The following is a 15,812-nucleotide window of genomic DNA, read 5'->3' as shown; positions in this document are numbered from 1 at the left end:
CAATTAAAGCATATTTTTTATCCAATTATCAATGTGGTGATTTTAAAATCATTGCACAATTTAAGTTTAAAGTGATTATTATTTATTTTTATCATTTTAAAAATTTAATCGAATAAAAAGCTCTCAAATGAGAGCTTTTTATTTTGCTAAAAATTAAGCTAAACCTTTATCTTTCAGCACTTGAAGCATAGTCGAACCCAATTCTGCTGGACTACGGGTATATGCCACTCCTGCACGTTTAAAAGCAGCAAATTTTTCTTCCGCTGTACCTTTACCGCCTGAGATAATTGCACCTGCATGTCCCATGCGTTTTCCTTTCGGGGCAGTAACACCTGCAATATAACCTACAACAGGCTTGGTTACATTGGACTGAATATATTCCGCCGCCTCTTCTTCTGCAGTACCACCAATTTCACCAATCATAATAATGGCTTCAGTTTGCGGATCTTCTTGGAATAGCTTTAAACAGTCAATTTGGTTCATACCGGGAATTGGGTCTCCTCCAATTCCGATACAAGTCGACTGACCTAAACCGAGCTTAGTGGTTTGCGCTACCGCTTCATAAGTCAAAGTTCCTGAACGCGAGATAATGCCAATTTTACCCGGCTGATGAATATGTCCCGGCATAATGCCAATTTTACATTCGCCTGGCGTAATAATCCCTGGACAGTTTGGACCGATGAGACGTGCATTATTGCCATAGGTTTCTAAATAACGTTTCGCTTTTAACATATCTAAGGTAGGTACACCTTCGGTAATCACCACAATCAGTTCAAGTCCAGCATCAATCGACTCAATAATTGAATCCAATACAAATGGTGCAGGTACATAGATTGAAGTCGCTGTTGCGCCTGTTTCTTTTACTGCTTCTTTCATGGTATTAAAAACTGGAAGGTTCAAATGTGTTTGCCCCCCTTTCCCGGGTGTTACCCCACCGACCACTTTAGTTCCATAAGCAATCGATTGTTCTGAATGGAAGGTTCCATTTTTACCGGTAAAACCTTGTACCAACACGGTGGTGTCTTTATTTACTAATACGCTCATGATTGATACTCCCTTACGCTTTCACTGCAGCAACAATTTTTTCTGCGGCATCAGCTAGGCCATTCGCAGATATTAATTTTAAACCTGATTCATCAAGTAATTTAGCCCCTAACTCTGAATTGTTGCCTTCTAGGCGAACAACCACCGGTACAGTGACATGCACTTCCTGAACTGCTGCAATAATTGCTTCTGCAATCATGTCACATCGTACAATTCCACCAAAAATATTAATTAATACGCCTTGCACTGATGTATCTGCAAGAATGATTTTAAACGCCTCGATCACACGTTCTTTGGTTGCACCACCGCCCACATCAAGGAAGTTTGCAGGCTGACCACCATACAATTTAATGATATCCATGGTAGCCATGGCAAGACCCGCACCATTGACCATACAGCCAATGTTGCCTTCAAGTGCTACGTAGTTCAGATCAAATTCAGAGGCTTTGAGTTCACGCTCATTTTCCTGAGACTTATCCCGCATTGCTGCAATTTCAGGTAAACGATACAGTGCATTTGAATCAATACTGATTTTGGCATCCACACACAAGATATTGCCATTTTCTCGAACTGAAAGTGGATTGATTTCAAAAAGTGCAAAATCATTTTCAATGAAGGCTTGATAAGCGGCTGTCATAATTTTGACAAATTGGTTGATTTGTCCATCTTTAAGTTTGAGTGCAAATGCCACTTCACGGGCCTGAAATGGCATTAACCCCACCAGAGGATCGACTTCAACTTTAATAATTTTTTCGGGCGTTTCTTCTGCCACTTTTTCAATTTCAACGCCCCCTTCTGTGGACGCCATAAAAGTGACACGACGGCTAGAGCGGTCAACCACTGCACCAAGATACAATTCACGCTCAACCGGATAAACATCTTCACAGACCAGAACACTATTTACCGGCTGACCGTTAGCATCAGTTTGATAGGTTACAAGGCGGGTACCAATAATTTGGTTGGCATAGTCAGCAGCTTCATCGTTCGATTTTACGACTTTCACCCCGCCTGCTTTACCACGCCCCCCAGCATGAACTTGAGCTTTCATCACGGCAAATTTACCACCGAGTTGCTCAAATGCTGCTACAGCTTCTGCTGCATTGGTTGCAAGTACACCCTCTTGAACAGGCATACCATATTTTTTTAATAACGCTTTTGCTTGATATTCATGTAAATTCATCGGATAACCTTTTATTACTTCTTCGGTTTGTTATGGTCCACCAATACCCAGACATCCATCAAAGCAGTATTGGCATTTTTTAAAATCTTTCTTATCTTTATTTTTAGATGATTATTCACTCAAAAACAACCATCAAATACAAAAAGAGCGACCTAAGCCGCTCTTTTTTCGAATTACTTACGCTTACGCTGAATCGCGTGAATCGCTCGTCCATCCACTGCCAATGCAGCTTCATGAACCACTTCGGAGAAGGTTGGATGAGCAAATGTCATCAACTGAAGATCCTCAACTGAAGATACAAACTCAAGCGCGATCATACCTTGGTGAACAATATCAGACGCAGCTGGCCCAATTACGTGCATACCAAGTAAACGGTCCGTTTTCGCATCAGCAACAAACTTAACAAAACCAGCGCCTTCACCAGCAGCAAGTGCTCGGCCATTTACAGCAAAACTGAATTGACCAGCTTTAACTTCATGGCCTTTTTCTTTGGCTTGCTCTTCTGTTAAACCTACCCACGCCGCTTCTGGGTGTGTATAGATGACTGAGATGATTGTGTCGTAATTCACTTGAGCCGCATGACCGTGAATACGTTCAACAGCCATTACGCCTTCTTCCATAGCTTTATGTGCAAGCATTGGACCACGAACCAAGTCACCAATTGCGTATACACCCTCAACAGAAGTTGCACACCAATCGTTCACCTCAACCAAACCACGCTCAGTCAATTTAATGCCTGAATCATCAGCCAACAAACCTTCAGCATATGCACGACGACCGACACAAACGATCAACTTGTCAAAAGTTTCAGTTTTGTCTTCGCCAGCTTGGTTATATTTAACCGTCACTTCACGACCGTTGATTTCAGTGCCTGCAACTTTTGCACCGATACGGATATCCATACCTTGCTTAGTTAACTGCTTTTGAAAATCTTTTGCCAAAGCTTTATCAGCCATAGGCAAGAATACATCCATTGCTTCAAATACAACAACTTCTGCACCCAAACGGCGCCATACTGAACCGAGTTCAAGACCGATCACACCAGCACCAATCACACCTAAACGCTTAGGCACTTCTTGGAATTCAAGTGCACCCGTAGAATCAACGATTAAGTCTTGATCTACAGGAGCTACAGGAATACTTATAGGGACAGAACCTGTTGCTAGAATTACATATTGAGGCTCTAAAACTTGAACTTCACCTTCAAATGGCGTGAATTCAACTTTTTTACCCGCCAGTAATTTACCCGTACCTTGTAACCATTCAATGCCATTGCCTTTAAACAACTGAGCAATACCGCCGGTCAACTGATCTACCACTTTGTCTTTACGACCAAGCATTTTAGCAAGATCAAATTTAACTTCACCCGTAGTAATACCATGGTCATCTAAGTGCTGAACGGTATCTTCGTAACGGTGTGAAGAATCAAGTAAAGCTTTAGAAGGGATACAGCCTACATTTAGGCAAGTACCACCTAAAGATGGTTTGCCTTTATGAATACGTTTTTCGATACACGCAACTTTATAACCAAGTTGAGCAGCACGAATCGCCGCTTCATAGCCACCTGGTCCACCGCCAATTACAACTAAGTCAAATTGTTGAGACATTTTTATCTCCAAAAATGGGCTTAGAGGATCGCCCTAAGCCCATGGATTTATTCTTTATTAAAGATCAAGGATAAGACGAGCTGGTTCTTCTAACAATTCTTTAATTGCTACAAGAAAACCTACAGCTTCTTTACCATCGATTAAACGGTGGTCATAAGAAAGTGCCAAGTACATCATTGGTAAAATTTCAACTTGACCATTTACAGCCATAGGACGTTCCTGGATTTTGTGCATACCCAAGATTGCAGTTTGTGGCGTATTCAAGATAGGTGTAGATAACAATGAACCGAAAGTACCACCATTAGTAATGGTGAATGTACCACCAGTCATGTCTTCAATACCCAGTTTACCATCACGTGCTTTAGCAGCAAAACCACGAATGCCATTTTCAACTTCAGCATAGTTCATGCGGTCTGTATCACGAAGTACAGGAACGACTAAACCACGTTCAGAAGATACAGCAACACCGATGTCATAATAACCGTGATACACGATGTCATCGCCATCAATTGAAGCATTTACCGCCGGGTAGCGTTTAAGTGCTTCAGTTGCCGCTTTAACGAAGAATGACATAAAGCCAAGACGCGCACCATGACGCTTCTCGAATGCATCTTTGTATTGAGCACGCATTTCCATGATTGGTTTCATGTTTACTTCGTTAAACGTCGTCAACATTGCAGTGCTTTGTGTAGCAGCAAGAAGACGTTCAGCAACACGTTTACGTAAACGAGTCATTGGAACACGTTTTTCAATACGTTCGCCAATCGCCACGCTTAATGGCGCAGCAGCAGGAGCCGCTGGTTTAGCTTGATGACTTGCAACATCTTCTTTAGTAATACGGCCACCGCGACCCGTACCGGCAACATCAGCAGCCGAAATACCAGTTTCAGTTAATGCTTTACGTACAGCAGGCGCTTGGTCAGCAACAGGTTGAGCACGTTCAACAACAGGGGCAGCACCCGCTTCAGTTTGAGACGCAGCTTGTTCAACCTGTTCTTCAGACTGAACTGCTTGAGTTTGAGCAGCGCCAGAAACAGCACCTTCTTCAAACTGTGCAATCACTTCATTAGAAAGAACAGTTTCGCCTTCACCTTTAATGATGGTAGCGATTGTGCCGTCAGCAGGAGCAACAACTTCTAAAACAACTTTATCAGTTTCAATATCACAGATCACTTCATCACGTGATACAGCTTCACCTGGTTGTTTGTGCCAAGTTGCAATCGTACCGTCTGCAACTGACTCTGGGAATACCGGTGCTTTAATTTCGGTTGCCATTATTTAGAATCTCCTGATTGTTCAGCTACGATCGCCAATGCGTCATTTACTAGCTGAGCTTGTTGTTTTGCATGCAAATATGGTGAACCACAAGCTGGCGCAGCAGAAGCTGGACGGCCTGCGTAACTGATACGGACTTGTTTAGCAGATTTCATCACATCGTCATATAGACGTGGGGCGATGAATAACCAAGCACCTTGGTTTTTCGGCTCTTCTTGAGTCCAAACCACTTCTTTTAGATTTGGATAAGAAGCAAGCACTTCAGCAATACGTTGTTCTGGGTATGGATACAATTGTTCAATACGAACGATTGCAGTGTTGTTTAGATTTTCTGCACGGCGTTTTTCAAGTAAATCGTAATAAACCTTACCACCACAAAGTACCAGACGAGTCACGTCAGCTTTGTTGATTTGATCTACTTCATCAATCACAGTCTGGAATGTACCAGTAGCAAGCTCCTCTAAAGTAGATGTTGCAAGTTTGTGACGAAGCAACGACTTCGGTGAAGTCACAATCAATGGTTTACGAATTGGACGAACCGCTTGACGACGTAGAGCATGGAAAATCTGTGCAGGTGTTGTCGGTGTGATTACTTGCATATTGTCTTCAGCACATAACTGCAAGAAACGCTCTAAACGTGCAGATGAATGTTCTGGACCCTGACCTTCATAACCGTGTGGAAGCAACATGGTCAAACCACATACACGCTCCCATTTGGTTTCACCTGAAGCAATAAATTGGTCGATAACAACCTGTGCACAGTTCGCGAAGTCACCAAATTGTGCTTCCCAAATAATTAAACCATGTGGAATTGTAGTTGCATAACCATATTCAAATGCAAGTACCGCCATTTCAGACAAGAGTGAGTCATAAATTGCAGTACGCGGCTGGTTCTCTTTAATATGACAAAGTGGGATATAAGTTGAACCATCCACCTGATTGTGCAATTTCGCATGACGATGTGAGAAAGTACCACGACCCACGTCTTCACCGGTAATACGAACCATGTAGCTTTCATCAAGCAAGGTTGCATAGGCTAAAGTTTCAGCCGCACCCCAGTTCAACGGCATCTCACCAGTCTGCATTTTAAAGCGTTCATCAATCACTTTCGCAACTTGACGTTGCATCACAAAACCTTCAGGAAGCTCGCGCATTTTCGCGCCAAGTTCTTTCAAGCGTTCGATTGGGAAAGTGGTATCCCAAACATCTGTATACTCGTGACCTAAATAAGGTTTCCAATCCACAAACATTTTGGTATTTGGTTCGAGTACCAATGCATTGGCAACATGTTTGCCGGCTTCAAGATCTGAACGGTAATTTTCAACCATTTGATCCGCAGCTGCACGGTCAACTACACCTTCTTTCACCAGTTGATCTGCATAAAGCGTACGCGTTGTGGCTTTCTTGGTGATCACCTGATACATCATTGGCTGAGTTGCAGCAGGCTCATCCGCTTCATTATGACCACGACGACGGTAACAGAACATGTCAATCACAACGTCTTTACGGAATGTATGACGGAAGTCATGAGCCAACTGAGTCACAAAAATCACAGCTTCAGGATCATCGCCATTCACATGGAATACCGGTGCCTGAATCATTTTCGCAATATCAGTACAGTATTCGGTAGAACGCGCATCACGTGGATCAGATGTTGTAAAGCCCACCTGGTTATTTACCACGATATGAACGGTACCACCCACTGTAAAGCCACGAGTTTGTGACATTTGGAAGGTTTCTTGGTTTACACCTTGGCCTGCAAATGCTGCATCACCATGTACAATAATTGGCAATACATCATCACCACCAATATCTTTACGGCGCACTTGACGAGCACGTACAGAACCTTCAACTACAGGTCCTACGATTTCCAAATGTGATGGGTTAAACGCCAATGCCAAGTGAACTTCACCACCCGGAGTCATGACGTTAGATGAGAAACCTTGATGGTATTTAACGTCACCAGAACCTTTTTTATGAATTGATTTACCTTCAAATTCACCAAAAAGATCTGCCGGGTTTTTACCCATGATGTTGACTAGAAGATTGAGACGACCACGGTGTGGCATACCAATCACAACTTCTTTACAACCGACAGAACCTGCACGTTGAATGATTTCGTTGACCATTGGGATAAATGATTCACCGCCCTCAACACCGAAGCGTTTAGCGCCAACATATTTGTTACCGAGGAATTTTTCTAGGCCTTCAGCCGCAGTTAAACGCTCAAGAACGTGTTTTTTCTGTTCTGCAGTAAAGTTGAATTGACCTTTTGCCCCTTCAAGACGTTGTTGAATCCAACGTTTCTCTTTGGTATCCACGATGTGCATGTATTCAGTACCAATAGAACCGCAATAAACGGCTTCCATTACTTCAACCATTTCACCCAGGGTAGCTTCTGTTTTACCCAGTGCAAGGTTGCCTGTATTGAATACTGTATCAAGATCAGATTTCGTTAAACCGTGTGTAGCAAGATCAAGATCAGGCACATCTTCACGTTTTGCCAAACCTAATGGATCCAGTTTTGCTTTTTGATGACCACGGTTCCGATACGCAGCAATCAACTGTAATACGCCAATTTGACGACGTTCATGCTCAGAACTTACAGAACTTTGAACAACAGGTTGTACGCGGCTTGAATTGCGACCTAATAAAAGGAATTGCTCACGTACATTGCTATGTGGTTGATCACCTTTAGGGAATTTATCGAAATATTCGCGCCAGTCAGCCCCAACAGAGTCTGGTGACGTCAAATAATGTTCATAAAGTTCTTCAATATACGCTGCACTGTCAGCGCTTAGTTCAGTGTCAAGACGCAGTGCGTCAGCAACTTCTTGCATTTGTGGACCCATTTCCTATTGCAAAAACATTTTCAGGATGCTTTTTAAGCGAACCCATGATTAATAATGTCAAATTGGTAACATGACATTAGTCCCCAGCAGGCATAAGCCATGAGGCGTTATCACTTCATCAGGAATAACCCAATGTGAATAATGAATCATAACGCCCTCGTTGGCATCATCACTCATTTAAATACTCGACCGAAACCGAGCAATTTTTTGCAAAATCGACTTAGAAAAAATAACTACGCGACCTATTTTTTCTAAAACGATTCATCTCTATTTATAAACCTTATAAACACTCAAAAATGTTGAAAAAATGTACATTAATAAGGTACTTTTTTTTAAATATAATGATGTATCAAATCGTAACATGATATCTGGTTACAATTGATTTTTTTGACACATACCTCTCATAAATTAGCGAAATACATCCTCTCCATTTTCCTCTAACATATGGTGCTGTATTTAATAAATAGTTTCAATGCAGACCATAGTCCCAAGCCAACATTCCCAATACAACAAAAGAGAGCACAATCTTTAAACTGGCCCTCTTTATTTAGCCTATATATTAACATTTTAATCTCAACTTTGCAGATTGAAACTTAAGATTAGGGCTTTAATTATCAATTCGAACAACTTAACTACAATTCAGCGAGACCATAATGCAATTTATCGCCAGCTTTAAACAATTTCAGTGATTTAAATCGACACGAGCAGCAAATATTCTCACTCACCTAACCCATACATTTTTTACATAATTCTATAAATTATTTTGATATTCAAAACATAAAAAAAGCACGCCCTAAGGCGTGCTTTTTTTGATAGATATAGATTAACCTGCTTGGTCTAACAACATATTGCGAATGTGACCAATCGCTTTAGTTGGATTCAAACCTTTAGGACAAACTGATACGCAGTTCATGATGCCTTTACAACGAAACAGACTGAATGGGTCGTCAAGACGAGCCAAACGATCTTGAGTTGCAGAATCACGCGAGTCAATAATGAAGCGGTATGCATTCAACAACGCTGAAGGACCCAAGAATTTATCCGGGTTCCACCAGAATGAAGGACATGCTGTTGAACAACATGCACAAAGGATACACTCATAAAGACCGTTCAAGTGCTCACGCTCTTCAGGAGACTGTAAACGCTCCTTCGCTGGCGCAGGCTGATTGTTAATCAGGAACGGTTGGATTTTATGGAATTGATCGTAGAACTGATTCATGTCTACAACCAAATCTTTAATCACAGGTAAACCGGGTAAAGGACGGATAGTGATTTCATTTGGTAAATCGTTAAGATTCCACAAACAAGCCAAACCGTTTTTACCGTTGATGTTTACACCATCAGAACCGCAAATACCTTCACGACAGGAACGACGGAACGTTAAAGATTCATCTTGTACTTTCAACGCAAGAAGAGCATCAAGCAACATACGGTGCTTGTCAGTCAACTCAAGTTTAAAAGTTTGCATGTATGGTGCTTTATCCTTGTCAGGATCATAGCGGTAGATATGGAATGTACGGATACCTCTACTCATCTGGATTCTCCTGATTAGAATGTACGTGGTTTAGGTGGAATTGGATCAACCGTTAATGGTTGGAAACGTACCGGTTTGTATTCAAGATGGTTGTCTGCTGAATACCATAAAGTATGTTTCATCCACTCATCATCACGACGACCGTATGAATAAGTTGGGTGATCTGCTGGCAATTCGAAATCTACAACTGTGTGTGCACCACGACATTCTTTACGTGCAGCAGCCGAGATTAAGGTCGCTTTAGCAACTTCATACAAGTTTTCAACTTCTAGTGCTTCAACACGTGCAGTGTTAAAGACTTTAGATTTGTCTTTCAAGTGAATGTTGCGAACGCGTGGCTCAATTGCAAGAATCTGTTTTACACCTTCATCAAGAAGTGCAGATGTACGGAATACACCAGCATGGTCTTGAACGATGTCGCGAATTGCATCAGCAACGTCTTGAGCGTTTTCACCTTCAGTGGTTTCATCTAGGTGACGAACACGCTTCATGGTGTTTTCAAGTACAGTTGTAGGCAACGCAACATATTCATCACCGTGGTGTTTAGTCACGTAGTCAATGATGTGTTCACCAGCAGCTTTACCAAATACCACCAAGTCAAGCAGTGAGTTGGTACCTAAACGGTTTGCACCATGTACCGATACGCAAGAACACTCACCAATAGCATAGAAGCCTTTTACTGGTTGAGTATAGTTGTCTGTACCTGGAACTGGAGTAACCACTTGACCATGAATATTCGTCGGAATACCACCCATTTGGTAATGGATTGTAGGCACTACAGGAATTGGTTCTTTAGTGATATCCACGTTCGCGAATTTCTTACCAATTTCAAATACTGATGGTAGGCGTTTCATGATGGTGTCAGCACCCAGGTGTGTCATATCAAGCAGGATATAATCACCTTTAGGACCACAACCACGACCTTCTTTGATTTCCTGGTCCATAGAACGTGATACGAAGTCACGTGGCGCCAAGTCTTTCAAAGTCGGTGCATAACGTTCCATGAACGGTTCGCCGTCTTTGTTGCGAAGGATTGCACCTTCACCACGACAACCTTCAGTCAACAATACGCCTGCGCCCGCTACACCTGTAGGGTGGAACTGCCAGAATTCCATATCTTGCAATGGAATACCAGAACGAGCAGCCATACCAAGACCGTCACCAGTATTGATATAAGCATTTGTAGATGCACGGTAAACACGGCCAGCGCCACCGGTTGCAAACAATGTTGCTTTTGCTTGGAATACCGCAATATTACCAGTTTCTTGGTCAATTGCCGTTACACCAAGCACATCACCATTTTCCGCACGAACTAGATCAAGCGCGATCCATTCTACGAAAAATTGAGTACCCATTTTCACATTGCTTTGATAAAGCGTATGAAGCAATGCATGACCTGTACGGTCAGCAGCAGCACATGCACGTGGAACTGGTTTCTCACCATAGTTTGCAGAGTGACCGCCGAATGGACGTTGGTAAATTGTACCGTCCGCATTACGGTCAAATGGCATACCCATGTGTTCAAGCTCATAAACAACTTTAGGCGCTTCACGACACATAAATTCGATTGCGTCTTGGTCACCTAACCAGTCCGAACCTTTTACGGTGTCATAGAAGTGGTAGTGCCAGTTATCTTCTTGCATATTACCAAGAGATGCACCAATACCACCTTGCGCTGCAACAGTGTGCGAACGTGTTGGGAATACTTTAGTAAGCACTGCAACATTCAAACCAGCTTGAGCAAGTTGGTAAGAAGCACGCATACCTGAACCACCACCACCAACGATGACTGCATCAAAAGTGAGGTGTTGAATGTTTGTATAATCTTCTTTAGGGGTTATCGCGCCCATGATATTTTCCTATCAATTCGCCCAAAAAATCTGGATTGCCCAGATTGCATATGCAAATACAGCAATAATGACTGCTGATGTCAGCACTAGGCGTAAACCTGAAGCTGAAGGACCCATTTGACGAGTAGTCACATAGTCAGTGAATACCTGCCACATGCCGATCCAAGCGTGTGCGACAAGAGATAAGACCGCCAACAAAGATAAAATCTTCATTGGTAATGTCATCATAAAGCCAAACCATTGTTCGTAGCCAAATCCGCCATTAATGAGGATCCAACCCAATACCACAACAGTATAAACAGCCAATACAACAGCACTTATACGCTGGATAAACCAATCGCGAGAACCGGAACCCGTAAAACCTGTAGCACTTTTCATTAGAGAACAATCCATACAAATGCTGCAACAATACCGATTGCAGACAAGATCAATGAAATAGTAGCTGCTATACGACCACTTTGCAGTTCTTCGGCAATGCCGATATCTGCAAGTAAATGCTTAATACCCGTAATAAAGTGGAATATTAAACCGGCTACAAATACCCATACGATGAAACGTACAATGAAGCTACCGAAGATTGCTTGAACTTGAGCAAAACCTTCAGCCGAAGACAATGATTTGTCTAAAAGCCACAAAAGTACCGGTACGAGTAAAAATACGATGACACCAGAAAGACGGTGTAGAATTGATGCAATAGCCACAGGGGATTTTAAGTTTACTTCTAAAACTTGACCCATGGACAAATTGACAGGTCTGTTGCTTTTCACAGCGGGCATCCTGTAAGTAAAAACTCCATCCGGAGTTTGTTGGAATTAATTCGAAGGAAAGCTAGCATTGTTAGGTATTTGCAATATCCCGCAATACCTAAACTTAAAACGACAGGGAATTATAAAACGTCGACTATTAAAACACAAACAATCACATTTGGCTTTTTTACAAAAAACCGTTAAATAAGAATCATTAGCATGAATTAAGTTAACAAAGTAGACAAAATACATATAAGAAAAAGAAGCTATATAATTGGTTTTTATTAATTAAAATGCTATTTGATTGATCGTTTTTTGCTTTAATAATTAAATCAATATATTTAGACTAAAGATGAACAAATCCTCATAATCGCTAATTATCCTTTTAAAGCAGAAGTAATTGTGCGAATTGCTTTTATATTTTTTAAATAAATAGGAGGTATTTATATAGAAGTAGAGATTGGTAACATCATGAAACGAAATAACCACTTAGTCTGTGCATAACTCCTCCCCCTTACCTTTTTCAGCTCATTATATAGTCAAAAAAATGATCTTTTACCATACAATCGATGAATAAATAAGGACTTCAACCACATCAAATAAGTTATTTTTTATACAAACGCACGTGTTTTTACCGACAACTAATCGCTTTTTATTATGAATAAGAAAGCCACACTTTCCTTTAAGCGATACAGGTAAGTTGCGAGAATTATAATAGTTTAGTTAAAGAAGTTATTTTCAAAATCCAAACCACCTAGAGTTTTTAAGAATTAAAACTTGCTTACAATTAAAGCGGTAGCGTTATTTTTTTCTGCACCTCAGCTACAATTTGACTTATTATAGTGTGTCGGTACTGAGATTCTCTTCATTATTTTTGGATTATTTTTTGACCAAATCTCTATGAAAAAGTCATTTTTTATCCATAAGTATAATTGACAAAATTTCAGTACTCACTAATCTTATAGCAAATTTTTGATCCATCTGATTCGCGCATTAAAAGATTAGTACTACGAGTCGGATAAAACATTCACCAGGACAGGAGATCGATTGAATGTCTGAAGCAACTGGCAAAAAAGCCGTTTTACAGCTTGATGGCAAAGAAATTGAATTACCAATTTACAGCGGCACATTGGGCCCAGATGTAATCGACGTTAAAGATGTGTTGACCTCAGGTCACTTTACTTTTGATCCTGGTTTTATGGCAACAGCTGCATGTGAATCTAAAATCACATTCATCGATGGCGGTAAAGGTGTTCTTTTACACCGTGGTTACCCAATCGACCAGTTAGCAACTAAAGCAGACTATTTAGAAACTTGCTACTTATTGTTAAACGGCGAACTTCCAACAGCTGAACAAAAAGTAGAATTTGACGCTAAAGTGCGTAACCATACCATGGTTCACGATCAAGTTAGCCGTTTCTTCAATGGTTTCCGTCGTGATGCTCATCCGATGGCAATCATGGTGGGTGTCGTTGGTGCGCTTTCTGCGTTCTATCATAACAACCTAGATATCGAAAATGTTGATCACCGTGAAATTACAGCAATCCGCCTGATTGCTAAGGTTCCTACGCTTGCAGCTTGGAGCTACAAATACACAGTTGGTCAACCGTTCGTTTACCCACGTAACGACTTAAGCTACGCTGAAAACTTCCTGTACATGATGTTTGCTACTCCTGCAGACCGTGATTACAAAGTTGATCCAATTCTTGCGAAAGCAATGGACCGTATCTTTACGCTTCATGCTGATCACGAACAAAATGCGTCTACATCTACAGTACGTCTAGCGGGTTCTACTGGTGCTAACCCTTACGCATGTATCGCTGCGGGTATTTCTGCACTTTGGGGCCCTGCTCACGGTGGCGCGAACGAAGCCGTTCTTAAGATGCTTGATGAAATCGGCTCTGTAGAAAACGTTGCTGGTTTCATGGAAAAAGTGAAAACTAAAGAAGTTAAACTTATGGGCTTCGGTCACCGAGTTTATAAAAACTTCGATCCGCGCGCGAAAGTAATGAAAGAAACTTGTGATGAAGTTCTTGCTGCGCTTGGCATCAACGACCCACAACTTGCGCTTGCAATGGAACTTGAACGTATTGCGTTATCTGACGAATACTTCATCAAACGTAACTTGTATCCTAACGTAGACTTCTACTCAGGTATCATTCTTAAAGCGATTGGTATTCCGACTGAAATGTTTACTGTAATCTTCGCGCTTGCACGTACAGTGGGCTGGATTAGCCACTGGTTAGAAATGCATAGCGGTCCTTACAAAATCGGTCGTCCACGTCAACTTTACACTGGTGAAGTTCAACGTGACATCCAAGGTCGTTAATTCTTAAAGAATTTAATGATTTTAAAAACCGCCTCTTTAGGCGGTTTTTTATAGTTAAAAAAATTAAAGTATTTTTAATGCTGACGCACTATCTTGTCATTTTACACCTATGAAAGAATTACAGTTTTAAACTGTAAAGAGAACATTATCTTCATATAGCCAACACTTTAAACCAAATAATTTAATTGCACTTCCCAGGCAGCGACCTTGACAAATATGGATTATCTATAGCAAATAATAAATACGGTTAACTTCTTAATAGTTGTATGTATATAAACATATTTTCTAAAAGTGAGAAAAATTAATCAGCTTAAATCTGAGTTTAGTAAAAGTGTTACACCCTATCGCAAATTCAAAAATCAAAATTTATAATTAATATAATCACTTATGCAGAACCATGAAATTTTTTAAATACAGATACAATATTGAATTAACCAATCAAATAAATTTTCTTTCCTAAACATTTACTCTGACCTTAATGAGCGAATAAAATCTTTTTATTAACTGAAAATTGAAATACTATGATCCAAAAATTTAGACTATTTTTATGGTTCAAACTTTATTTAATGTTTGATATTTACAACTTTCGTTACCGAAATTTGACAAGTGGCGAAATTAATCTTTCACGACAAATTTTTGGTGATCTAATCAACTATAATGAAGTTAAAATATTTAATATCAAATACCTCCCTTGGCAACCCATAAATATGTATATGGCCCCCAATGGAAACCTTTTTATGAATGATGAAAATTTTTGTGAAGATTTTTCTAAAAAATCAAAACCAATGCAAGGCTTGTTCATCCATGAGATGACTCATATTTATCAGTATCAGTCTCACATTAATGTACTTTTACAAGGTGCTCTCTTACAGTCCAAATATTTTTTAAGTTTTAAAAAATATAATCCTTATAAATATGATTTTATTAAAGATAAACCATTTAATACATACAACATTGAACAACAAGGAGAAATTGCTAGAGATATATTATTTAATAGAATTCCCAATATTATTTTGAATCCTCAGATAAATATACAATGATTTATCTCTATTTTTTTAAATTTTATTTTAACTCGTAAAACCTCACCCCCTCCTCATTCTCTTAGTTCCTGTTCTATAATTTTGTTTAATTAGATACCCCCATTTTCAACTTTACCCATTCCAATTCACTCATTAAAAGCCACTAATTTTAGAGCTTACGGTGTCATTGTCGCTTAATTAATATTTATATATGATGCTGGCTACGCATTAAACTTTGAATAAAATTTCACCAGCCAGGACTACTGGACTAATAAACATATGGTAGTCCTCCCATAAATAACCGAAGTTAAAAGTAGAGGTTAAGCAGCCATTAAAGGTGGCTTTCCTTTGTTAGCCTGATGTGGTCTTTCATGAT

At 40.3% G+C, this 15,812-nt stretch carries 11 protein-coding genes; 2 read left to right on the top strand and 9 right to left on the bottom strand.

The window, feature by feature from the left end; genetic code table 11:
* Positions 1-153: 153 nt before the first annotated feature.
* The 9 genes from sucD to sdhC form a co-directional block, all read right to left on the bottom strand.
* The gene (gene sucD, locus ACKI4H_RS18390) at positions 154-1,044 is read right to left on the bottom strand and encodes a succinate--CoA ligase subunit alpha (protein ID WP_407308364.1); all 891 of its coding nucleotides are present in this window, start codon (positions 1,042-1,044) and stop codon (positions 154-156) included.
* Between the two features lie 13 nt (positions 1,045-1,057).
* Entirely contained in the window at positions 1,058-2,224 is a 1,167-nt protein-coding gene (sucC, locus tag ACKI4H_RS18385) for an ADP-forming succinate--CoA ligase subunit beta (protein WP_407308362.1), read from the bottom strand.
* A 173-nt stretch (positions 2,225-2,397) separates the two neighbouring features.
* Positions 2,398-3,831 (bottom strand): dihydrolipoyl dehydrogenase, encoded by a 1,434-nt coding sequence (gene lpdA, locus ACKI4H_RS18380; protein WP_407308360.1) that lies wholly within the window; start codon positions 3,829-3,831, stop codon positions 2,398-2,400.
* 57 nt (positions 3,832-3,888) lie between these two features.
* On the bottom strand, positions 3,889-5,106 hold the full coding sequence (gene odhB / locus ACKI4H_RS18375) for a 2-oxoglutarate dehydrogenase complex dihydrolipoyllysine-residue succinyltransferase (protein ID WP_407308357.1): 1,218 nt from the start codon (positions 5,104-5,106) through the stop codon (positions 3,889-3,891).
* Positions 5,106-7,946, bottom strand: a complete 2,841-nt coding sequence (locus ACKI4H_RS18370; protein WP_407308389.1) for a 2-oxoglutarate dehydrogenase E1 component — start codon at positions 7,944-7,946, stop codon at positions 5,106-5,108. The genes odhB and ACKI4H_RS18370 overlap by 1 nt, the downstream gene beginning before the upstream one ends.
* An 835-nt stretch (positions 7,947-8,781) precedes the next feature.
* Positions 8,782-9,492 carry a succinate dehydrogenase iron-sulfur subunit gene (locus ACKI4H_RS18365; protein ID WP_131383037.1) on the bottom strand — a complete coding sequence of 237 codons (711 nt, stop codon included), beginning with the start codon at positions 9,490-9,492 and terminating at the stop codon, positions 8,782-8,784.
* Between the two features lie 14 nt (positions 9,493-9,506).
* Entirely contained in the window at positions 9,507-11,342 is a 1,836-nt protein-coding gene (sdhA, locus tag ACKI4H_RS18360; protein ID WP_131383038.1) for a succinate dehydrogenase flavoprotein subunit, read from the bottom strand.
* Between the two features lie 12 nt (positions 11,343-11,354).
* On the bottom strand, positions 11,355-11,720 hold the full coding sequence (gene sdhD, locus ACKI4H_RS18355; RefSeq protein ID WP_407308353.1) for a succinate dehydrogenase, hydrophobic membrane anchor protein: 366 nt from the start codon (positions 11,718-11,720) through the stop codon (positions 11,355-11,357).
* Complete coding sequence (gene sdhC, locus ACKI4H_RS18350) at positions 11,720-12,118, bottom strand: succinate dehydrogenase, cytochrome b556 subunit (protein ID WP_407308351.1); 399 nt, start codon at positions 12,116-12,118, stop codon at positions 11,720-11,722. Before sdhC ends, sdhD begins: the two co-directional genes overlap by 1 nt.
* A 1,021-nt stretch (positions 12,119-13,139) precedes the next feature.
* Here sdhC and gltA point away from each other — a divergent pair.
* Together gltA and ACKI4H_RS18340 are read left to right on the top strand one after the other, a co-directional pair.
* Entirely contained in the window at positions 13,140-14,417 is a 1,278-nt protein-coding gene (gene gltA / locus ACKI4H_RS18345) for a citrate synthase (RefSeq protein WP_407308349.1), read from the top strand.
* Between the two features lie 566 nt (positions 14,418-14,983).
* Positions 14,984-15,457, top strand: coding sequence for a hypothetical protein (locus ACKI4H_RS18340; RefSeq protein ID WP_407308387.1), 474 nt, complete (start codon positions 14,984-14,986; stop codon positions 15,455-15,457).
* The last annotated feature ends 355 nt before the right edge of the window (positions 15,458-15,812 follow it).

Origin of the sequence: Acinetobacter sp., from assembly GCF_045628685.1 — a bacterium.
In the GTDB taxonomy this organism is placed as follows: domain Bacteria; phylum Pseudomonadota; class Gammaproteobacteria; order Pseudomonadales; family Moraxellaceae; genus Acinetobacter.
Note: the sequence above shows the minus strand (reverse complement) of the source record. Positions and strands in the feature narration are given on the sequence as shown.

Coding starts and splice junctions, on each gene's coding strand:
- sucD (WP_407308364.1), bottom strand. CDS start 1,044: ATGAGCGTATTAGTAAATAAAGACACCACCGTGTTGGTACAAGGTTTT.
- sucC (WP_407308362.1), bottom strand. CDS start 2,224: ATGAATTTACATGAATATCAAGCAAAAGCGTTATTAAAAAAATATGGT.
- lpdA (WP_407308360.1), bottom strand. CDS start 3,831: ATGTCTCAACAATTTGACTTAGTTGTAATTGGCGGTGGACCAGGTGGC.
- odhB (WP_407308357.1), bottom strand. CDS start 5,106: ATGGCAACCGAAATTAAAGCACCGGTATTCCCAGAGTCAGTTGCAGAC.
- ACKI4H_RS18370 (WP_407308389.1), bottom strand. CDS start 7,946: ATGCAAGAAGTTGCTGACGCACTGCGTCTTGACACTGAACTAAGCGCT.
- ACKI4H_RS18365 (WP_131383037.1), bottom strand. CDS start 9,492: ATGAGTAGAGGTATCCGTACATTCCATATCTACCGCTATGATCCTGAC.
- sdhA (WP_131383038.1), bottom strand. CDS start 11,342: ATGGGCGCGATAACCCCTAAAGAAGATTATACAAACATTCAACACCTC.
- sdhD (WP_407308353.1), bottom strand. CDS start 11,720: ATGAAAAGTGCTACAGGTTTTACGGGTTCCGGTTCTCGCGATTGGTTT.
- sdhC (WP_407308351.1), bottom strand. CDS start 12,118: ATGCCCGCTGTGAAAAGCAACAGACCTGTCAATTTGTCCATGGGTCAA.
- gltA (WP_407308349.1), top strand. CDS start 13,140: ATGTCTGAAGCAACTGGCAAAAAAGCCGTTTTACAGCTTGATGGCAAA.
- ACKI4H_RS18340 (WP_407308387.1), top strand. CDS start 14,984: ATGTTTGATATTTACAACTTTCGTTACCGAAATTTGACAAGTGGCGAA.